Below are 19,665 nucleotides of genomic sequence, written 5' to 3'. Positions count from 1 at the left end.
CGCTCGCCTCCGGGGCGCTCTGACCCGGTGCCGACGGTCGGCGCTCCGGCGCTCGTGCCTCGCTGGTCGCTTCTCCCTTTCGGCACCGGCGCGCCCCTTTGGCTCGGGGCGGGGCCGAGGCTCAGCCCAGCCGGCGGACCCCCGAGGGGGTGACCGCCAGGTCCACCGGCCGGTCGTGCGGCTCGGCCGGCACCCGCTCCAGCAGCTCGTGCTCGTACAGCAGCACCGCCAGCACCGGCCGCACCCCCGCCCGCCCCAGCCGGGCCAGCACCCGGTCGTAGCTGCCGCCGCCCCGGCCCAGCCGCAGCCCGCCGCGGTCCACCGCCAGGCCGGGCAGCAGCACCACGGAGGCCTCCGTCACCGCCTCCGGCCCGAGCCGCGGGCCGACCGGCTCCAGCAGCCCGCGCCCGGCCGGGGTCAGCTCCCCGGGCCCCCCGTACTCGGCCCAGTCCAGGTCGTTGTCGGCGAGCAGCACCGGCAGCAGCACCCGCACCCCGCCGGACCGCAGCGCGTCCAGCAGCGGCCGTGTCCCCGGTTCGGTGCCCACTGAGACGTACGCGGCCACCGTGGCGCCCGGCCCGGCCAGCTCCCCGGCGTGCCCGGCCAGCGCGCGAGCCGCCTCCACGCGCCCCTCGGCGGAGAGCGCGCGCCGTTCCGTCAACAGCCGTGACCTCAGGTCGCTCTTCTCGTTGTGCACCGGATCCTCCACGTGTCCAGACCGTCGACGCGCAGAGCCTGCCACGCGAAAGGGCGCCCCGATTGTCCACCCCGCTACTGGTCCAGGCCCTGGCCGCGCTGAGCGCCCCCGCGCTGGCCGGCGCCACCGTCCTCGGTCTGCGGGGACGCCGGGCCCGGGCCACGGCCGCCGCCGGGGCCGAGCGGCTGCTGGCCCGGATCGCCGAACTGGAGGAGCGCTGCGCCGAACTGGAGCGCACCGCCTCCTGCGACCCGCTCACCGGCGTGTGGAACTACCGCCACCTGCAGCTCACCCTCGACCGGGAGATCGAACGGGCCCGCCGCGCCGAGCACTCCGACCAGGGCGACGGCCCCCGCCCGCTCGCCGTGCTGATGCTGTCGATCGCCGGCTTCGACGCGGTCGTCGCCGAGCACGGCCGCGGCCGGGCGGGCGCCGTCCTGCGGGACCTCGCCCAGCGCCTCGCGATGGAGATCCGCCGGGCCGACACCCTCGGCCGCTACAGCGGCGAGGAGTTCCTGGTGGTGCTGCCCGACACCGGCGCCGAGGGCGCCGCACAGGTCGCCGAGCGGCTGGTCTGGTCGGTCCGCCGGCACCTGCTGCTCGACTGGTCCTCCGGCACCCGCGCGCCCCGCCCGGCGCACGGCAACGGCCTCACCGCCGCCGTCGGCATCGCCGTCCTGCCCGAGGACGGCACCCACGCCGCCGTCCTGCTGCGCACCGCCGACACGGCGCTCGCCGAGGCCCGGGCGGCCGGCGGCGACTGCTGGCGGAGCACGGCGCGGCCCCCCGACCGGGCCGCCGCCGGGCGTTGCGCACCGGTCGCTTCCGGCCCGGAACAGGGGCCGACTGCCGAACGTAACCGTTCGGAAAAGCCGGGTAGTCTGTCGGCCTGTGCCGGTGGGGACCCCCTCGCCCAGCCGGTCACGTCCCATACGCCAGCCACTGTGGCCGTGCCCCGCGACGTGCTGTCCTAGCCGTCCCCGCGCGTGCGGCCGGGCGAAAACGTGCCTGAGTAAGGTAAACGCATGACGACGAGCAACTCCCGAGTTCCGGTAACCAAGGCCGTGGTACCCGCGGCCGGACTGGGCACCCGCTTCCTCCCGGCGACCAAGGCCACCCCGAAGGAGATGCTGCCCGTCGTCGACAAGCCGGCCATCCAGTACGTCGTCGAGGAGGCCTCCGCCGCCGGCCTGTCCGACATACTGATGGTCACCGGCCGCAACAAGCGCGCTCTGGAGGACCACTTCGACCGCGCCTACGAGCTGGAGGAGCTGCTGGCGCGCAAGGGCGACGAGCAGCGCCTGGCCCGGGTCCGCGAGTCCGTCGAGCTGGCCAACATGCACTACGTCCGCCAGGGCGACCCCAAGGGCCTCGGCCACGCCGTCTCGGTCGCCGAGCAGCACGTCGCCGGCCAGCCCTTCGCCGTCCTGCTCGGCGACGACCTGATCGACCCGCGCGACCCGCTGCTCTCCCGGATGATCGAGGTGCAGCAGGAGCTCGGCGGCTCGGTGGTCGCCCTCATGGAGGTCGAGCCCTCCCAGATCCACCTCTACGGCTGCGCCGCCGTCAAGGCGAACGGCTTCGGCGAGGACGTCTTCCAGGTGACCGACCTGGTCGAGAAGCCCGAGCCCGGCGAGGCCCCGTCGAACTACGCCGTCATCGGCCGCTACGTCCTCGACCCGCTGGTCTTCGACGTGCTGCGCGAGACCCCGCCCGGCCGCGGCGGCGAGATCCAGCTCACCGACGCCCTGCGCGAGCTCACCACCCGCGAGCCGGAGGACGGCGGCCAGGTGCACGGCGTGCTCTTCACGGGCCGCCGCTACGACACCGGTGACCGCGCCGACTACCTGCGCGCTATCGTCCGTCTGGCCGCCGAGCGCGAGGACCTGGGCCCGGAGTTCCGCTCCTGGCTGCGGGAGTTCGTCGGCTCCGAGATGCAGGACTGACCGCACGACAGAGAGCGAGCCGCCGATGACCGGGTCCACCGAGCACAGCACCACGCCCGCAGCCTGCTGCGACGCAGGAGCGGACCCGGCACCGGCGGCCCCCCGCCTCTGGACCGTGGACGAGCACCTCGCCGACGTGCTCGCCGCGGTCGGCCCGCTGCCCGCGATCGAACTCCAGCTGCTCGACGCCCAGGGCTGCCGGCTCGACGAGGACGTCGTCGCCGACGGCGACCTGCCGCCCTTCGACAACAGCTCGATGGACGGCTACGCGCTCCGCACCGCCGACACCACGGGCGCCACCGACGCCTACCCCTCGGTCCTCTCCGTGGTCGGCGACATCGCCGCCGGCGCGGGCGAGCTGCCCAGGGTCGGCCCCGGCCAGGCCGCCCGGATCATGACCGGCGCCCCCCTCCCGCCCGGAGCCCGGGCCGTCGCCCCGGTCGAGTGGACCGACGGCGGCACCGGCACCGGCGTGGCCGCCGCCGCGATGACCGCGCCCGTCCCGGACGAGGAGGTCCGCGTCCTGCGCCCGGTCACCGAGGGCGCGCACATCCGCCGCCGCGGCAGCGACGTCGCGGCCGGCTCGAAGGTCCTGGAGGCGGGCACCCGGCTCGGCCCCACCCAGCTCGGCCTGCTCGCCGCGATCGGCCGGGCCACCGTGAAGGTCCGCCCGCGCCCGCGGGTCGTGGTGCTGTCCACCGGCAGCGAGCTGGTCCAGCCCGGCGAGCCGGTGGGGCCCGGGCAGATCACCGACTCCAACAGCTTCACCCTCACCGCCGCCGCCCAGGAGGCCGGCGCCATCGCCTACCGGGTCGGCGCCGTCCCGGACGACGCCGACCGGCTGCGCGCCGTCCTGGAGGACCAGCTCGGCCGGGCCGACCTGATCGTCACCAGCGGCGGGGTCAGCGTCGGCGCGTACGACGTGGTCAAGGAGGTCTTCGAGTCCTACGGCGGGGTGGACTTCCGCAAGCTGCGGATGCAGCCCGGCAAGCCGCAGGGCTTCGGCCGGATCGGCGGCGCGGCCGGGGTGCCGCTGCTCGCCCTGCCGGGCAACCCGGTGAGCGCCTACATCTCCTTCGAACTCTTCGTCCGCCCGGTCATCCGGACCATGCTCGGCGCCCCCGACGTGCACCGCCCGGTCGTGCGCGCCCTCTGCCCGGCGGCGCTGCGCTCCCCGGCCGGCCGCCGGCAGTTCCTGCGCGGCCGCTACTCGGCGGCGGACGGCACGGTCGAGCCGGTCGGCGGCGCCGAGTCGCACCTGGTCGGCGCGCTGGCCCGGGCCGACTGCCTGATCACCGTCCCCGAGGACGTCACCGCCCTGCCCGCGGGCAGCGAGGTGGACGTGGTGTTGCTGGACTCCTGAGCCCCGGCCCGCCCCGCCCCGAGACACCGGGCCCTCGCGAGCGGGCGAGTCACAGCGCTGTACGGTAGCGCGGTACTTCGACCTGCGCGCCCCTGGAGTTACCCGTGACGACACCTCCCCCCGGCGACCGCCTCACCCACGTCGACGACCAGGGCGCGGCCCGGATGGTCGACGTCTCCGAGAAGGCCACCACCGCGCGCACCGCCGTCGCGGCCGGGCGGGTGAGGGTCTCCCCGAAGGTGGTCGAGCTGCTGCGCGGCGAGGGCGTGCCCAAGGGCGACGCCCTCGCGGTGGCCCGGATCGCCGGCATCATGGGCGCCAAGAAGACCCCGGACCTCGTCCCGCTCTGCCACCCGATCGCCGTCTCCGGCGTCAAGGTCGACCTCGCGGTCGCGGACGACGCGGTCGAGATCACCGCCACCGTGAAGACCGCCGACCGCACCGGCGTCGAGATGGAGGCGCTGACGGCCGTCGCGGTCGCCGGGCTGACCGTGATCGACATGGTCAAGGCCGTGGACAAGGGCGCCGCCATCGAGTCCGTCCGGGTGCTCAGCAAGACCGGCGGCAAGAGCGGCGACTGGTTCGCGCCGGAGGTTCAGGCATGAAGGCGCTGGCCGTCACCGTCTCCAACCGCGCCTCGGCGGGGGTCTACGCGGACAAGGGCGGCCCGCTGCTGGTGGCCGGCCTGACCGCGATGGGCTTCACCGCCGACGGCCCCCGGGTCGTCCCGGACGGCGAGCCGGTGGAGGCGGTGCTGCGCGAGGCCGTGGCGGCGGGCTACGACGTCGTGCTGACCACCGGCGGCACCGGCATCTCCCCGATGGACCTCACCCCCGAGATGACCGCCCGGGTGATCGACCGGCAGATCCCCGGCATCGCCGAGGCCATCCGTGCGTACGGCCGGGAGAAGGTGCCCACCTCGGCGCTCTCCCGCGGGCTCGCCGGGCTCGCCGGACGTACCCTGATCGTCAACCTGCCGGGCTCGACCGGCGGCGTCAAGGACGGCCTGGCCGTCCTGGAACCGCTGCTCGCCCACGCCGTCGACCAGCTCGGCGGCGGGGACCACCCCCGGCCCGACGCCCCGGCATCCGGGGCTCCAGCATCCGGGAGAGGGCACTGAACGCCGGCTGGCCGGTAGAACTCCACGAGGGGGAGGTCACGCTGCGCCCGATCCGGGCCCGTGACCAGCGGGAGTGGCAGGAGGTGAGCCGTCGCAACCGCGACTGGCTGCGGCGCTGGGAGGCCACCGTGCCGCCCGGCCCGGCCGGTCAGGTCGCCGGCCCCCGCCCGACGTACCGGCAGATGGTCCGCTTCCTGCGCGGCGAGGCCTCGGCCGGCCGGATGCTGCCCTTCGTGGTGCTCCACAAGGGCCAGCTGGTCGGTCAGTTGACCGTCGGCGGGATCACCTGGGGCTCGATGTGCTCGGCGAACGTCGGGTACTGGGTCGACGAGGCGGTGGCCGGCCAGGGCATCATCCCGACCGCCGTGGCGCTTTCGGTGAACTACTGCTTCCGCACGCTCGGACTGCACCGGATCGAGGTCTGCATCCGCCCGGAGAACGGCCCGAGCCGGCGGGTGGTGGAAAAGCTCGGCTTCCGCTCCGAGGGAATCCGGCCGCGCTATCTCCACATCGACGGCGACTGGCGCGACCACCTGGTGTACGCGCTGACCGACGAGGAGGTCCCGGAGGGGATGCTGGAGCGCTGGCGGGCGCTCAGTTCCGGCCGCGAGGCAAGTAATTGAATATATGTTCGAAAGAAATATCGATATGGCATCGACGCGATGGCGGACCGTCACAAATGCCAGCAAAATAGTCGGAGAATCAGCTTGATCACACGACACGCCGCGCCAAATTGCTGCCAGGCCTTCCCCAGCGCCCGTACGGTGTGAATCGTGAGCAGTAGCGGCCTTATCTACGCCGTCATCGTAGGGGCCTGGGCCGCCTATCTGGTGCCGATGTGGCTCCGCAGGCAGGACGAACTCAACGAGGCGCGCCCGACGGAACGCTTCAGCACCGCCATCCGCCTGCTGGCGGGGCGTTCGGCGCTGGAGCGACGGGCAGCCCGGGCCCTGGGCGACGAACCGCGTGACGACGAGCACAGCAACGACGGCCCTCCCGGACGGGACGAGGCCGCCTCCGGCGACCCCGCGGCGCGGGAGCCCGAACCCCCGGCGGAGCGCCCGGCCGAACGGCCGGTGCCGGCGCCCGCGTCCGGAGCCGGGGTCGAGCGCCGGGCGCGGCTGCTGGCCCGCCGGCGCCGGATGGTCACCGCCCTCTTCCTCGCCTTCGCGCTCGGCGCGGTGGTCGCCGCGGTCGCCGGACTGGCCTTCCTCTGGGTCCCGGCCGTCCCGGCGACCCTCCTCACCCTGTACATCGGGCACCTGCGCAAGCTGGAGCGCCAGCGGTACGAGGTGAAGCTCGATCGCGTCCGGGCGGCCCAGGCGGCCGAACGGTTGCGCAAGCGCGAGCAGCAGCGCGCCAAGGCCCCGGCCGCCGACGGCGCCCCGGCCGAGGCCGCCGCGGTGGCGGAGCCGGCCGCGCCCGCCGAGGGGCGGACCGGGCGCCGCCAGCACCTGCGGCTGGCCGCCGACCCCGAGGAGGCCACCGTCTCCGTGCCCTCCGCCTCGGCGGTGGCCGAGGCGACCGAGCACGAGGAGTGGGTCGACGGCATGCGCGAGCGCGGGGCGGCCGGCCCGGACTCCTGGGAGCCGGTGCCCGTCCCGCTGCCGACCTACGTGACCGCGCCGGTCGCCCCCCGGGTCTCCCGCGGGCTCGACCTGTCGGCCCCCGGCACCTGGACCGCGGGCCGGCCCGGCGAGTCCCGCACGACCCCGCTCTTCGACCAGTACGCCGAACCGCAGGCCCCCGAGTCCCGCCCCCGCGCGGCCAACGAATGACCCGGGCCACCCCCCGACCAGCACCGCGTCCCGGGGGGTGGTCACGGACCCCCTCCGAAAGGTGCTAGAGTTTCTTCTCGTTGGGGCTGTGGCGCAGTCCGGTAGCGCACCTCGTTCGCATCGAGGGGGTCAGGGGTTCGAATCCCCTCAGCTCCACCCAACGGATCGGCTCCGGCCGGTCCACCGAATCCCGCCGGGAGGCAACTCCCGGCGGGATTTCGCGTTTTGTGGCACCGGATCGGATCCGGAGCTCGCCGTGACCGGGATCACAACCCTTTCCGAGGGCGGTTTCTGACACGGCTTGAGCCTCAGGGGGGTCGGTTATGGTGGGTGGGCCCAGACGCTGACGACGGAACGATCTGGTCTCTATCTCAACGGGGTGCCATCGCGGTGCGCGAGCTCGGTCTGACACGGTGGACGCGGCAGTCCGGCCCGGAGGGATCCGGCGACGGCCCGGCACTCGGAAGATCGAACTCCTGGACCCTCGCGGCGACCTGCGTGGCGGCGGTGTCGCTCGCGGTCTTCGCCTTCTTCCGGCACGGCCACGGGGCCACCATGGTCGACATGCTGGTCTACCGGGCCGAGGGGCAGGCCGTCGTCCGGGGCGAGGACCTGTACGCGATGCGGCTGCCCGGGTGGGACCTGCCGGCCACCTACCCGCCGTTCGCCGCGATGCTCTTCGTGCCGAGCACCTGGTTCGACGTGAGCACCCTGCGCGTCCTGGTGATGCTCCTCAACTACGCGCTGCTCGCCCTGGCCGTGCACCTGTCGCTCAAGCTGGCCGGGTGGGCCAAGCAGCACCGCACAGCCGTCGTCATCCTGGCGACCGGCCTCGGCATCTGGCTGGAGCCGGTCTTCACCACCTTCCAGTACGGTCAGGTCAACCTCGGCATCCTCTGCCTCGTCCTGTGGGACCTGACCCGCTCGGACCGGAACCGGTTCAAGGGCGTGGGCATCGGCCTGGCCACCGCCATCAAGATCACCCCGGGCCTGTTCGCCGTCTACCTGCTGCTGACCGGCAGGGTCCGGGCGGCGCTGGTCTCGGGCGGCACGTTCCTGGCGGCCGGCCTGATCGGCTGGGCCGTGCTGCCGGACGCCTCGTACGGGTTCTGGACCAAGTACCTCTGGGACCCGAGCCGGGTCGGAGTGACCGTCCTGGTGGACAACCAGTCGCTGCGCGGCGCCGTCTGCCGGCTGCTCGACGTCAACGACCCGGGCCTGGTCGGGCTGGCCGCCTCCGCGCTGGTCGGCGCCTTCGGGCTCGGGGTGGCCGTGCTGGCCGGGCGCTCGGCGCGGGTGCTGCGCCGGGCCGACGCCTGGGGCGGGGTCTGCGCCGCGTTCACCGCACTGCTGGTCTCGCCGATCAGCTGGACCCACCACTGGGTCTGGTGCATCCCGCTGATCGCCCTGCTGGTGGTCGAGGCCAGGACCAGGGCGCGCCAGGTGCTGCTCGGCGTGACCGTGGTGGTGTTCTTCTCCCACGTCATGTGGACGGTGCCGCACCGGTGGGGGCGCGGAGTCGCCTGGTACTGGCAGCTGCCCGGCGCGCTCTACGCGCCGCTGGGCATCGCCGTCCTGGTCGTCCTGGGCGTGCGGCTGTACCGCGCCCGGCGGCAGGCCGTGGACGCCAGTGGAGGCGGGGCCTGGGCGCTCCTCGCCGCCAAGCTCGACCGCGATCCCGCGCTGACGAACCGCACCTGACGGACCGGACCCGACCGCCCCGGACCGGACCCGACCGCCCCAGACCGGACGGACCAGACCTCACGTGACCACCCAGACCGCACCCTCGCCGCCGCCCGCCGCCGTGCCCGCCGCCCGGAAGGCGGCCGCCGCCCTGCTGACCGGACCGTCCCGGCGCACCGCGCTGCTCACCGCGCTCTGCTTCGCGGTGACCTGCGCCATCGGCCTCCAGGGCTGGACCTCCGTGTCGCTCGGCGGCTTCGACCTCGGCATCTTCGACCAGGGCGTGCGCGGCTACGCCCACTTCGGGCTGCCCGTCTCCACCCTGAAGAGCTTCCACCACGAGTTCCCGCCCGGCTTCTCCCTGCTGGGCGACCACTTCTCGCCGGTGCTGGCGCTGCTCGCGCCGCTGTACTGGATCTGGGACGACCCGCGCTCGCTGATCATCGGACAGTCGCTGCTCTTCGCGGCCGGGGTGCCGCTGATCCGGCGGATCGCGGTGCACGCCTTCGCCGCGGCCCAGCCGCGCACCGCCCGGCGGGCCGCCGACCTGGCCGGCCTGGTCTACGGGCTCGGCTGGCCGCTGCTGGTCGCCGCCCGGGTCGGGTTCCACGAGGTCGCCTTCGCCGTACCGCTGACCCTGCTGATGCTGGAACGCGGCCTCGCACGCCGGTACGGCACAGTGGTGCTCGCCGGTGTGCTGCTGTGCTGCACCAAGGAGGACCTCGGCCTGATGGTCGGGGCGTACGGGCTGGTGCTGCTGCTGCGCACCCGCCGCACCCGGGACCGGGCGGGCCGCTTCACCGGGCTCGGCCTGCTGCTGGGCGGGCCGATCGCCTCGGCGGTGGCGATCACGTGGCTGATCCCGGCGATGGGCGGGGAACCGGGCTACTACTGGAACTACGGCTCCCTCGGCGCGGACGGCGGGGACGTGCTGCGCAACCTGCTGCACGACCCGTTCCTGCTGGTGCAGGCCGCCTTCGACCAGCCGCTCAAGCCGCTGCTGCTGCTCTGGCTGTTCGGCACCACGCTCCTGCTGCCGCTGCGCTCGGCCACCGTGCTGTGCGCGGTGCCGCTGCTGGCCGAGCGGATCCTCTCCAGCAACCCCAACCACTGGTCGATCGCCCGGCACTACGACTCGATGCTCTGGCCGATCCTGCTCACCGCCGCCGTCGAGGTGCTGGGCCGGCTGAGCAGCGCCGAGCGGCCCGCGCGGACCGTCCGGCGGGCGCGCCTGCTGGGCCTGGGCACCGCCGGGATCGCGCTGGTGGCCGCCCTACCGATCGGGCTGCTGCACCTGGCCGTGCCCTCCTCCTGGGAGGCCAAGCCGAGCGAGGCCGCGCTGGTGCGGGCCGCCGCGCTGATCCCGGACGGGGCCTCGGTGGAGGCGGACAACCAGATCGCGCCGCGGCTGACCGCCCGGACGGACGTGGTGCTGGTGGACGGCACGCCGCGCGGGCGCGAGTACGTGCTCACCAGGTCGGACAAGCGCTCCTTCCCCTTCGCCGCGGACACCGAACAGGCCGCCCGGATCCAGCTGCTGCTGGCGCACGGGTACCGCCAGCTGTGGGCCGAGGACGGCGTGGTGCTGCTGCACCGGGAGGGCGACGAGCCGATCCCCGGCGAGCACGTGCCGGGGCCGGACGGCAAGCCCGTCCAGGACAAGGTCCCGTCCGACGTGGGGCACGACCTGTTCCGGGGCTGACGCCCCGGGGAACGGCCGAGGGCCGGCCGGAGACGCCTCTCCGGCCGGCCCTCGGGGCTGTGCCGACGGTCAGGGACGGTCGGCGTAGGAGCCGCTGTGGTGGCTGCCCTGCGGCGGGACGGTGCCGTGGTGGCCGGGGCGCCGGCCGTGCGGGTGCCGGGTCAGGTTGTAGCCGAGGACGCCCGCCAGCGCGGCCAGGAAGCCGCCGCCGATCGTCCAGTACCAGCGGCTGTTCCAACCGGAGAACCAGCCGGTGTACCAGTGCTCCTCCTCCGCCACCGGGGCGGCCGCCTTGGCCGTGCTCGCGCCGCCGCCGGCCGGCGGGACCAGCGGGGCCTTCAGCTCCCCGCCCTCCGGCTGGGCGTTGTCGGAGTTGCCCTTGGCGGCGACGTGCAGCCGGACGGAGGAGGCCAGGCCGAGGTCCGGCTGCGGGACGTCGGTGACCGACAGCCGCACGTAGTAGGTGCCGGGCAGCGGGTCGCCGGACCACGGCTCGGCCCAGGTGCGGACCTCGCGCAGGGTGCAGTCGAGCGTCAGGGCGGTGGTGTTCTGGTCACCGGTGGCGTTCTGGGTGCCGGCCGTGCAGGCCTGGCGGCGGCGCAGCCCGTCGAAGACCTCGACGGACCAGGTCTGCGGGCCGTGCCGGTCGGTCGCGGGGGCCAGGTTGACGGTCAGGTTGACCGTCGGGGTCTGGCCCTCGGAGGCGCCGAACGCCCAGTACAGGTAGTCGCCGGTGGAGACGGCGACGTTGGCGTCCTGGCCGGGGGAGAGGTTGACCGCCGTCAGGAAGGAGGTGCCGGCCTTGGTGGCCGGGGCCGGGGTGCCGCTCGCGCTGGCCGAGGCCGAGGGCGAGGGCGCGGCCGAGGCGGCCGGAGCACCGAGCGCCCCCACGGCGAGGGCGGGGAGCAGGGCGAGGGCGGCGAGGGCGCCGCGAATCGTCGTACGCATGGTCAGTTCTCCCGCCAGACGGCGATCCGCCAACGTGCGATCCAGCCGAACAGCAGGCCGAAGACCAGGCCGGCCAGGGTGAGGGTGAGCAGCAGGATCCAGCCGCGGCCGAGGCCCATCGCGGCGCCCTCGGGGGCGGGCGAGGAGGAGGCCAGGTCCACGGTCAGCTCCAGCGGCAGGCCGGGGTCGGCCTGGACGCCGGCCTGCGGGGCCAGCGAGTTGCTGACGACCAGGCAGACGGTCGTCTCCGGCTTGTCCTTCGACGAGCCCGACGAGCCCGACGAGGCGGTCGGGCTCGCGGTGACGTAGCCCTTGGAGTCGGCGGTGGACCAGCGCAGGCCGGTGGAGATCACGTCGGCGCGGCTGCTGCCGGCGTCGGTGCCGCGGACCAGCTCCTGGCCGGTCGCGCTGGTGGCCTGCAGCAGGACGCCGTAGTCCCGGGCCACCGGGCGGTCGAGCCCGACGCTGACCGAGGCGCGCAGCTCCTGGCCCGCCTTGACCGGGACCTTGTAGACGCGGTGCTCGGAGAACTTCTCGCGGTCGGTGTAGACGCCCGGGGCGAGGACCGGGGCGCTCTCGCACTTGTCGGTGCCGGAGGTCTTGACCGGGGTCACCGTGTAGGTGTCGTTGGAGCGGTCGACCAGCTGCTTCACCTTGTCGGTGAGCTGCTCCTGGGTGCGGACGTCGGTGTAGGTGCCGCCGGTCGCGTTGGCGATGCAGGTCAGCTGCTGGCGGGTCTTGTCGTCGTGGGCCAGGCCCAGGGTGTCGACCACCAGGTGGATGCCCTGGGAGGCGAGTTCGCGGGCGACGTCACACGGGTCGGGCGGGGTGCAGGTGTCCTCGCCGTCGGTGATCAGCACCACGCGGCGGGTGGTCTCGCCCTTGCCGAGGTCCTGGGCGGCGCCGCGCAGGGCCAGGCCGATCGGGGTCCAGCCGGTCGGGCGGAGGGTGGCGACGGCCGTCTTGGCCTCCACCTTGTTGGTCTTGCCGACCGGGTAGAGCTGCTTGGTGTCCTGGCAGCCCAGGTTCTTGTCGTTGCCGGGGTAGTTCGCCCCCAGGGTGCGGATGCCGAACTCGGTCTCCGCGGGCAGTGCGTCGATCACCTCGTTCAGGGACTGCTGGGCCACCGAGATGCGGCTCTTGCCCTGGATGTCGGTGGCGGTCATGGAGCCGCTGACGTCCAGGACCAGGTCGACCCGGGGGGCCTCCTTGGGCCCGGGGGCGGCACCGGCTGATGGTTCGTCGGCGTGGGCGGGCAGGCCGAGGAGCAGTGAGGCGCCCGTTATCGCCAGGGCGGCCAGCAGGCTGCCGAGCCTGGTCTGTGGTCGTCGTCCGGTAGTCACCCGGCCGATCCTAGGGATCATCAGTTCGCCGTGGCGAAACGAGTCCGGATCGTGCACCGACCAGCCCCGGCGCGAACTCCGGCGCGTGGGCGAGGAGTCCGGGCTCATGCCGGCCTTACCCGTCGTGGATAGCCTTGCGTACCGGTGGGCGGAAGCGGGGGCGCGATGGAGCTGACGGCGGTCGGCAAGCGGTACGGGCGGCGCGGGCGGTGGATCCTGCGCGGGGTCGACCTGGCCGTCGGGCCGGGGGAGTTGGTGCGGATCGCCGGGGCGAACGGGAGCGGCAAGTCGACGCTGCTGCGGCTGGCCGCCGGGATCGAACGGCCGAGTACGGGCCGGGTGGCGCGGCCCGGCGCGACGGCGTACGTGCCCGAACGCTTCCCGCCGGCGCTGCCGTTCGACGCGGCCTCGTACCTGCTGCGGGTGGGCCGGGTGCACGGGCTGCCGGCCGAGGCGGCGAAGCGCCGGGCGGGGGAGTGGCTGTGCGCGCCCTGGTGAGTGCCGGTCGGACCGGCCGGGTCGTCGTGCCGTGGCCGGCGCTGCTGCTCGCCGTCGTCCTGCTGGCCGCGGGCTGCGCGGGCGCCGCGGCGCTGGCGGGGCGCCGGCCCGAGTGAGCACCAGGTGCCGGCCAGGGCGAGCACCGGGGCAATCGGGGCAATGGGCGACACACTCCGGCGAAGAGTGATGACAGCCGGATAGCGGTCGTTAGGGTGACGAACCAGGGCATCGGGCGCCGCCGGCCCGCCCCGATCGGCCTCCCCCGGACGGCGGCACCGGGCACCCCCACCCCCAGGACGGTCCGTGGCGACACCCTCCGCCGTGACGCGATCCGCCGCCGGGCCGAGCCGGCCGGTGCCGACCGGACGCACCACCGAGCTCGTCCTGGTGCTCGCCGCCGTCCTGACCGCCGTGTTCGGCTACGTCGAGGTCGGCGTCGACCTGGACGGCACGGCGCCGGCCGACGCCGCCGAGTACGGCGCCGCGCTCGGGGTGATCGCCCTGGCGGCGCACGCCGTCGTGCGGTGGCGGGCCCGGTACGCGGACCCGCTGCTGCTGCCGATCGCGGTGCTGCTCAACGGGATCGGCCTGGTGGTGATCTACCGGCTCGACCGGGCCACCCCGGGCCGCGCCGCCGCCTCCGCCCAGCTGCTCTGGTCGGCCCTCGGGGTGGCGCTGTTCATCGCGGTGGTGCTGCTGGTGCGCGACCACCGGAGGCTGCGGCGCTACGCCTACCTCGGGGCGTTCGCGGCGCTGGTCCTGCTGGTGCTGCCGATCTTCTTCCCGCCGGTGTACGGCTCGCGGATCTGGATCGTGATCGGGCCGCTCTCCTTCCAGCCCGGGGAGTTCGCCAAGATCCTGCTGGCCGTCTTCTTCGCCGCCTACCTGGCCGTGCACCGGGACGCGCTGGCGCTCACCGGCCGCCGGGTCTGGCGCTGGCAGCTGCCGCGCGGGCGGGTGCTCGGGCCGGTCCTGCTGATCTGGGCCGCCTTCGTCGGCGTCCTGGTGCTGGAGACCGACCTCGGCACCTCGCTGCTGTTCTTCGGCCTCTTCGTGGTGATGCTCTACGTGGCCACCGCGCGCACCGGATGGATCGCGATCGGACTCGGCCTGGCCGCGGTGGGGGCGGTGACGGTGGGCTGGCTCTCGCCGCACGTGCACAGCCGGGTCGCGGACTGGCTGGACCCGCTGGGCTCGATCGCGGCGGGCCGGGGCGCCAACCAGATCGCCCAGTCGCTGTTCGCCTTCGCCTGGGGCGGCGAACTGGGCACCGGGCTCGGCAACGGGCACTCGGTGCTGATCGGCTTCGCCGCCAAGTCGGACTTCATCCTCGCCACCATCGGCGAGGAGCTCGGCCTGACCGGGCTGATCGCGGTGTTCCTGCTGTACGCGGCGCTGGTCTCGCGGGGCTTCCGGACCGGCATCGCGCTGCGCGACCCGTTCGGGCGGCTGCTGGCGATCGGACTGGCCTCGATCGTCGCCCTGCAGGTGTTCGTGGTGGCGGGCGGGGTGCTCGCGCTGATCCCGCTGACCGGGATGACCATGCCGTTCATCGCCCAGGGAGGCTCCTCGGTGGTCACCAACTGGATCATCGTCGCGCTGCTGGTACGCGTGAGCGACATCGCGCGCCGGCCGGCGTCGGAGGAGGTGGCCTGATGGCGCGCATCCGGCCGCGCGGCAACGGCCCGCAGGGGCTGCCCGGCATCTCGGTCACCGGCCGCCGGGCGGGCACCTTCTGCCTGCTGCTGGTCGCGGCACTGTGCGTCCAGGCCACCCGGGTGCAGGTGTTCCAGGCCGGGGAACTCGACCGCAACAGCGCCAACCAGCGGCTCACCATCGAGCGGTACGCCCAGCCGCGCGGCGACATCCTGGTCGGCACCGAGCCGGTCACCGGCTCGGTGGCCACCGGCGGCCGGTACGCGTACAAGCGCAGCTACACCGACGGCCCGACCTACGCCGCCGTCACCGGCTACGCCTCGCAGGCGTACGGCACCACCCAGCTGGAGGGGACCGAGGACGAGCTGCTGACCGGCACCGACGGCCGGCTGACGGGCTGGTCGCTCTGGGACGCCGTGTCCCGCCGGCAGAACCCCGGCGGTGACGTGCACACCACGCTGAACCGGGCCGCCCAGGAGGCCGCGATGCGCGGGCTCGGCGGCCAGACCGGCGCGGTCGCCGCGATCGAGCCGGCCACCGGGCGGATCCTGGCGCTGGCCAGCACGCCCTCCTACGACCCGGGCAGCTTCGCCGGCCACGCCGCCGACGACCAGGAAGCCTGGAACCGGCTGCAGGCCGACCCCGACCAGCCGATGCTCAACCGGGCGCTGCGCCAGACCTACCCGCCCGGCTCGACCTTCAAGGTGGTCACCGCCGCGGCCGCGCTCGCGGACGGGGTGGTCACCGACATCGACGCGCCGACCGCGGCGCCCCACCCGTACGTCCTGCCAGGTACGACCACGCCGCTGGTCAACGACACCCCGGCCTGCGACCGGGCGGGCCTGTCGCTGGACGCCGCGATGACCGCCAGCTGCAACAGCGTGCTCGGCTGGCTCGGGGTGCGGACCGGGCTGGACCGGATGGCGGCGATGGCCGGGAACTTCGGCTTCGACGACGCGAAGCTGGACGTCCCGGTGCGCGCGGCCCGGTCGGCCTTCGACACCCGGATGGACGAGTCGCAGCTGGCGCTCTCCTCGATCGGGCAGTTCGACACGGCGGCCACCCCGCTGGTGATGGCGATGGTGGCGGCCGGGGTCGCCGACGACGGGACGGTCATGCGTCCACAGCTTGTGGACAGTCTCACCAGGAGCGACGGCACCGTGGTGCGGCGGATGAAGCCGACGGTGTACCGGCAGGCGGTGCCGCCGGCGGTGGCCGCACAGGTGCAGAAGCTGATGACCGACGTGGTGGAGAACGGGACCGGCGGGAACGCCCGGATCGCCGGGGCCGTGGTCGGCGGCAAGACCGGGACGGCCCAGCACGGGGTGGAGAACAGCGGGACGCCGTACGCCTGGTTCATCTCCTGGGCCAAGCCGGCCGGCTCGACCGCGGTGCCGCCGGTCGCGGTGGCCGTGGTGGTCGCGGACAGTGACGCCACGGATGTCACGGGTGGCGCCCTCGCCGCGCCGATCGCCCGGTCGGTGATGCGGGCGGTGCTCGGCGTCTGACCGCCGCAGGGGCGCTGAGCTGCTGCTTTAGCTGCCCGACGGCAGATGCGCCGTTTACGAAGTGTCCGGTTTGTATAGCGATATGTGCCAATTCGGACAATGCGCCGATCCGGACTGTTCGTTTGCGACACTGGTGCATTCGCCGGGTACTGTCCCATGTTTGTTCGGTTGGTCCCCGATGACGCCCTTCGAAGTATCGGGTGACCAGCCGCTAGGACACCCTCCACCGCCTAGAAGGACCGCAGCTTTGAGCAGCAACACCCTCGGTGCGCGTCTGCTGCGACGCAAGCCCGTCTCGTCACTGATCGCGGAGAGCGAGGGCAAGGACGCCCTCCCGGCCGGCGCGCCCGAGGAGGGCGGACGTTCCGGCATCCACCTGCGCCGCTCCATCGGGCTCTGGCAGCTGTCCGCGATCGGCATCGGCGCCACCATCGGCACCGGCATCTTCTTCGTGCTCAACACCGCGGTGCCCTCGGCCGGCCCGGCCGTCATCCTGTCCTTCGTGATCGCCGCGGTCACCGCCGGACTCACCGCGCTCTGCTACGCCGAGATGGCCTCCGCGATCCCGGTCTCCGGCTCCTCGTACTCCTACGCGTACGCCACCCTCGGCGAGGGTGTGGCCTTCGGCGTCGGCATCTGCCTGCTGATGGAGTACGGCGTCTCCGCCTCCGCGATCGCGGTCAGCTGGGCCGAGTACCTGAACAAGTTCCTCGACCTGGCCTTCGGGGTCAAGATCCCCGAGCAGCTCGCCGGCGCGCCGGACAGCACCCACTGGTTCAACCTGCCGGCGCTGCTGCTGGTCGCGATGGTCTGCTTCCTGCTGATCCGCGGCGTCAGCGAGTCGGTGAAGGTCAACGCGGCGATGGTCGCGATCAAGATCGTCATCCTGGTGCTGTTCATCGGCGTCGCCTTCACCGGCTTCCACTCCGGCAACCTGACCCCGTTCATGCCGCTCGGCATCGGCGGCGTGCAGGTCGCCGCGTCCAGCATCTTCTTCTCCTTCATCGGCCTGGACGCCGTGTCCACCGCCGGTGAGGAGGTCAAGAACCCGCGCCGCACCCTGCCGATGGCGATCATCATCTCGCTGGTCGTGGTGACCCTGCTCTACATCCTGGTCGCCCTGGCCGGCATCGGCGCCCAGCCCTGGAACAAGTTCGACGGCCAGGAGGCCGGCCTCGCCCAGATCCTCCAGGACATCACCGGCCAGAGCTGGCCCGCGATGGTCTTCGCGATCGGCGCGATCCTCTCGATCTTCAGCATCACCCTCGTGGTGATCTACGGCCAGACCCGCATCCTGTACTCGATGGGCCGCGACGGCATGCTGCCCAAGCGCTTCGCCGAGCTCTCCCCGCGCACCGGCACCCCGATCTGGAACACCATCGTGGTGGGTCTCGGCGTGGGCGCCCTGGCCGCCTTCATCCCGCTGAACGTCCTGGCCGACATCACCAGCCTCGGCACGCTCATCGCCTTCTCGGTCGTCTCCCTCGGCGTGATCGTCCTGCGCCGCACCCAGCCCGACCTGCCGCGCGGCTTCAAGGTGCCCGGCTACCCGGTCGTCCCGCTGGTCAGCGTCGCCTTCTGCATCTACCTGATCACCGGCCTGCACGCCGACACCTTCCGGGCCGGCGCGATCGCCCTCGCCGTCGCCGTGGTCGTCTACTTCGGCTACAGCATCAAGCACTCGAAGCTGGAGCGGGCCGAACAACAGGCCGAGCAGCAGGCCGTACCCGCGGACCACGCCGACCACGTCGCCGGCTGACCGGCAGACGAACCAGACGTGAAGGGCCGCCGACCGCAACGACACCCGGCGGCCCTTTTCGTGCCATCCCCCGCCCAGTGCCCAACGCCATGGCGACAGGGCCGGGCCCGCACCCATAACCTTCCACCATGGTGAGCACCCGCACGCCCGGCTTCTCCCCCCCGCGCGGCCGCTTCACCGGCCGCAGCAGAACGCCGGCCCAGACCATCGCGACCGAGACGTCGTCCAGACCCGGACGGCCGCCGAGAGGCTTCTCCGTCCGGCCGTTCCCCCGTCAGCGTGGCGAGAACACCTTCCCGCCCACGCACGATCGGCTGAATCCCACCAAGCTCGCCTCGATGCGGACCGTCCAATTCCTCGGCTGCCTGATCGCGGCCGGCTGGGCCGCCGCCTTCCCGCTCGTCTCCGACCTCGACAACCAGCGGGTCTGGGGCCTGATCGCCGCCCCCGCCTACCTCCTGGCCGGACTGCTCTGCCTGACCCTGCCGCGCCGCTTCGCGGCCCAGACCGCCGCCGCCGTCGCCCTCGTCGGCGCCGTCCTCGTCCCGCTCGGACTGCTCGCCCTGCACGGCCGCCACCAGTCCGAGGTCATGGTGGTCGAACGCTCGGCCCACCTGCTGCTCACCACCGGTGACGCCTACCTGCCGCACCCGGCGGTCGTCACCGACTACAACCCGTACCTGCCCGCGATGGCCCTGTTCGGGCTGCCGCGCCAGCTACTCGGGGACTCCACCGCCTTCGCCAGGGTCGCCGGGGACGCCCGGATCTGGTTCGCCCTGACCTTCTTCGCCTGCCTGCTGGCCGCCTGGCGGCTGCTGCGGCCCTCCAGGGACCGCGCGCCGCTGCTGCCGCTGGCCGTCCTCACCGCCTCGCCGCTGATAGCCCTCGCCCTGGCGGTCGGCGGCGTCGACCTGCCGCTGATCGGGGTCTGCTGCCTGGCCATGGCGCTCGCCGAGCGGGACCGCACGGTCGGCGCCGGGCTGGTGCTCGCCCTCGCCTGCAGCCTCAAGTGGACCGCCTGGCCGGCCCTGCCGGTGGCCGTGCTGCTCCTGTGGCGGCTCTACGGCCGCCGGCCCGCCGCCCGGACCGCGCTGATCGGGGTCGGGGTGAGCGCGGCGGTGATCCTGCCGTCCGTCCTGACCCAGGCGGACGCGCTGGCCGAGCAGGTGGTGCGCTTCCCGCTCGGGATGACCGCGATCCGCACCCCGGCCGGCAGCCCGCTGCCCGGCAAGGTGCTGGCCGGCTTCGGGCCGACCGGGCACTCCATCTCGATGGCGCTGATGACCGTGGCCCTGATCGGGGTGGCGATCTGGCTGCTGGCCCGGCCGCCGGTCTCCGCGATCGCCGCCGCCGACCTGCTGGCCGCGGGGCTCGCGATCGCCTTCATGCTCGCCCCGGCCGGGCGGTTCGGGTACCTGGCGCTGCCGGCCGTCCTGGTGATCTGGCCCCGGCTGGCGGCCCGGCGCTGGAGCAGCCGCCGCCCGGTGGCTGTTACTCGCCCGCTCGCCGCCGGGGCGCTCTGACCCGGTGCCGACGGTCGGCGCTCCGGCGCTCGTGCCTCGCTGGTCGCTTCTCGCTTTCGGCACCGGCGCGCCCCTTCGGCTCGGGGCGGGGACTCGCCCGCTCGTCTCCGGGGCGCTCTGACCCGGTGCCGACGGTCGGCG

At 73.9% G+C, this 19,665-nt stretch carries 17 protein-coding genes, 1 tRNA gene and 1 pseudogene; 16 read left to right on the top strand and 3 right to left on the bottom strand.

Translation table 11 applies throughout. From position 1 onward, the window contains the following. Positions 1 to 121 precede the first annotated feature (121 nt). Positions 122 to 697, bottom strand: a complete 576-nt coding sequence (locus OP86_RS29170) for a 5-formyltetrahydrofolate cyclo-ligase (protein WP_030060787.1) — start codon at positions 695 to 697, stop codon at positions 122 to 124. Positions 698 to 759: 62 nt separating this feature from the next. Here OP86_RS29170 and OP86_RS29165 point away from each other — a divergent pair, with 62 nt between their 5' ends. The 10 genes from OP86_RS29165 to OP86_RS29120 all read left to right on the top strand — a co-directional run bounded on the left by OP86_RS29165 (position 760) and on the right by OP86_RS29120 (position 10,289). After that, on the top strand, positions 760 to 1,671 hold the full coding sequence (locus OP86_RS29165; RefSeq protein ID WP_051830908.1) for a GGDEF domain-containing protein: 912 nt from the start codon (positions 760 to 762) through the stop codon (positions 1,669 to 1,671). A gap of 51 nt (positions 1,672 to 1,722) precedes the next feature. Next, positions 1,723 to 2,643, top strand: coding sequence for a UTP--glucose-1-phosphate uridylyltransferase GalU (gene galU, locus OP86_RS29160; protein WP_030060785.1), 921 nt, complete (start codon positions 1,723 to 1,725; stop codon positions 2,641 to 2,643). A 25-nt stretch (positions 2,644 to 2,668) separates the two neighbouring features. Further along, positions 2,669 to 4,006 (top strand): molybdotransferase-like divisome protein Glp, encoded by a 1,338-nt coding sequence (gene glp, locus OP86_RS29155; RefSeq protein ID WP_030260014.1) that lies wholly within the window; start codon positions 2,669 to 2,671, stop codon positions 4,004 to 4,006. Between the two features lie 164 nt (positions 4,007 to 4,170). After that, positions 4,171 to 4,611, top strand: coding sequence for a cyclic pyranopterin monophosphate synthase MoaC (moaC, locus tag OP86_RS29150; protein ID WP_051830910.1), 441 nt, complete (start codon positions 4,171 to 4,173; stop codon positions 4,609 to 4,611). Next, positions 4,608 to 5,126 (top strand): MogA/MoaB family molybdenum cofactor biosynthesis protein, encoded by a 519-nt coding sequence (locus OP86_RS29145; RefSeq protein ID WP_030060781.1) that lies wholly within the window; start codon positions 4,608 to 4,610, stop codon positions 5,124 to 5,126. Before moaC ends, OP86_RS29145 begins: the two co-directional genes overlap by 4 nt. Further along, positions 5,123 to 5,749 (top strand): GNAT family N-acetyltransferase, encoded by a 627-nt coding sequence (locus OP86_RS29140; protein WP_030060780.1) that lies wholly within the window; start codon positions 5,123 to 5,125, stop codon positions 5,747 to 5,749. The genes OP86_RS29145 and OP86_RS29140 overlap by 4 nt, the downstream gene beginning before the upstream one ends. 150 nt (positions 5,750 to 5,899) lie before the next feature. Then, positions 5,900 to 6,904, top strand: a complete 1,005-nt coding sequence (gene sepX / locus OP86_RS29135) for a divisome protein SepX/GlpR (protein WP_030260011.1) — start codon at positions 5,900 to 5,902, stop codon at positions 6,902 to 6,904. An 82-nt stretch (positions 6,905 to 6,986) separates the two neighbouring features. Next, positions 6,987 to 7,060: transfer RNA gene (locus tag OP86_RS29130), tRNA-Ala, on the top strand. Between the two features lie 342 nt (positions 7,061 to 7,402). Beyond that, positions 7,403 to 8,605 (top strand): glycosyltransferase 87 family protein, encoded by a 1,203-nt coding sequence (locus OP86_RS29125; RefSeq protein ID WP_051834212.1) that lies wholly within the window; start codon positions 7,403 to 7,405, stop codon positions 8,603 to 8,605. Between the two features lie 64 nt (positions 8,606 to 8,669). After that, positions 8,670 to 10,289: a DUF2079 domain-containing protein gene (locus OP86_RS29120; RefSeq protein ID WP_078589340.1), complete on the top strand. Its 1,620-nt coding sequence runs from the start codon at positions 8,670 to 8,672 to the stop codon at positions 10,287 to 10,289. Positions 10,290 to 10,358: 69 nt separating this feature from the next. Here the strand turns inward: OP86_RS29120 and OP86_RS29115 are convergent, their stop codons facing one another. Both OP86_RS29115 and OP86_RS29110 read right to left on the bottom strand, forming a co-directional pair. Next, positions 10,359 to 11,237, bottom strand: a complete 879-nt coding sequence (locus OP86_RS29115; RefSeq protein ID WP_051830904.1) for a hypothetical protein — start codon at positions 11,235 to 11,237, stop codon at positions 10,359 to 10,361. A gap of 2 nt (positions 11,238 to 11,239) precedes the next feature. Then, positions 11,240 to 12,580, bottom strand: coding sequence for a VWA domain-containing protein (locus OP86_RS29110; RefSeq protein WP_033333871.1), 1,341 nt, complete (start codon positions 12,578 to 12,580; stop codon positions 11,240 to 11,242). A gap of 165 nt (positions 12,581 to 12,745) precedes the next feature. On the opposite strand from OP86_RS29110, the pseudogene OP86_RS29105 reads away from it, so the two are divergent. The 6 genes and pseudogenes from OP86_RS29105 to OP86_RS29085 all read left to right on the top strand — a co-directional run. After that, positions 12,746 to 13,063 (top strand): annotated as a pseudogene (locus tag OP86_RS29105) (ATP-binding cassette domain-containing protein); the annotation flags it as partial. After that, complete coding sequence (locus tag OP86_RS38910) at positions 13,063 to 13,194, top strand: hypothetical protein (protein WP_267883125.1); 132 nt, start codon at positions 13,063 to 13,065, stop codon at positions 13,192 to 13,194. The pseudogene OP86_RS29105 and the gene OP86_RS38910, both read left to right, overlap by 1 nt. Positions 13,195 to 13,399: 205 nt before the next feature. Next, a complete protein-coding gene (locus tag OP86_RS29100; RefSeq protein WP_030260003.1) occupies positions 13,400 to 14,734 on the top strand; it encodes an FtsW/RodA/SpoVE family cell cycle protein in 1,335 nt (444 codons plus the stop codon). Then, positions 14,734 to 16,242, top strand: coding sequence for a penicillin-binding transpeptidase domain-containing protein (locus OP86_RS29095; RefSeq protein WP_078589336.1), 1,509 nt, complete (start codon positions 14,734 to 14,736; stop codon positions 16,240 to 16,242). Before OP86_RS29100 ends, OP86_RS29095 begins: the two co-directional genes overlap by 1 nt. A 178-nt stretch (positions 16,243 to 16,420) precedes the next feature. Then, positions 16,421 to 18,001, top strand: coding sequence for an amino acid permease (locus OP86_RS29090; protein WP_078589334.1), 1,581 nt, complete (start codon positions 16,421 to 16,423; stop codon positions 17,999 to 18,001). A gap of 338 nt (positions 18,002 to 18,339) precedes the next feature. Next, positions 18,340 to 19,524, top strand: coding sequence for a glycosyltransferase 87 family protein (locus OP86_RS29085; RefSeq protein ID WP_157849870.1), 1,185 nt, complete (start codon positions 18,340 to 18,342; stop codon positions 19,522 to 19,524). Positions 19,525 to 19,665 lie beyond the last annotated feature (141 nt).

Source organism: Streptomyces novaecaesareae (assembly GCF_000716875.1).
Taxonomy (GTDB): domain Bacteria; phylum Actinomycetota; class Actinomycetes; order Streptomycetales; family Streptomycetaceae; genus Kitasatospora; species Kitasatospora novaecaesareae.
This window is presented reverse-complemented; position numbering and strand designations above follow the sequence as displayed.

What these genes read in the sequence shown, in the direction of transcription:
- galU (WP_030060785.1), top strand. Translation starts at nt 1,723, where the DNA reads ATGACGACGAGCAACTCCCGAGTTCCGGTAACCAAGGCCGTGGTACCC.
- glp (WP_030260014.1), top strand. Translation starts at nt 2,669, where the DNA reads ATGACCGGGTCCACCGAGCACAGCACCACGCCCGCAGCCTGCTGCGAC.
- moaC (WP_051830910.1), top strand. Translation starts at nt 4,171, where the DNA reads ATGGTCGACGTCTCCGAGAAGGCCACCACCGCGCGCACCGCCGTCGCG.
- OP86_RS29145 (WP_030060781.1), top strand. Translation starts at nt 4,608, where the DNA reads ATGAAGGCGCTGGCCGTCACCGTCTCCAACCGCGCCTCGGCGGGGGTC.
- OP86_RS29115 (WP_051830904.1), bottom strand. Translation starts at nt 11,237, where the DNA reads ATGCGTACGACGATTCGCGGCGCCCTCGCCGCCCTCGCCCTGCTCCCC.
- OP86_RS29095 (WP_078589336.1), top strand. Translation starts at nt 14,734, where the DNA reads ATGGCGCGCATCCGGCCGCGCGGCAACGGCCCGCAGGGGCTGCCCGGC.
- OP86_RS29090 (WP_078589334.1), top strand. Translation starts at nt 16,421, where the DNA reads ATGACGCCCTTCGAAGTATCGGGTGACCAGCCGCTAGGACACCCTCCA.
- OP86_RS29085 (WP_157849870.1), top strand. Translation starts at nt 18,340, where the DNA reads ATGCGGACCGTCCAATTCCTCGGCTGCCTGATCGCGGCCGGCTGGGCC.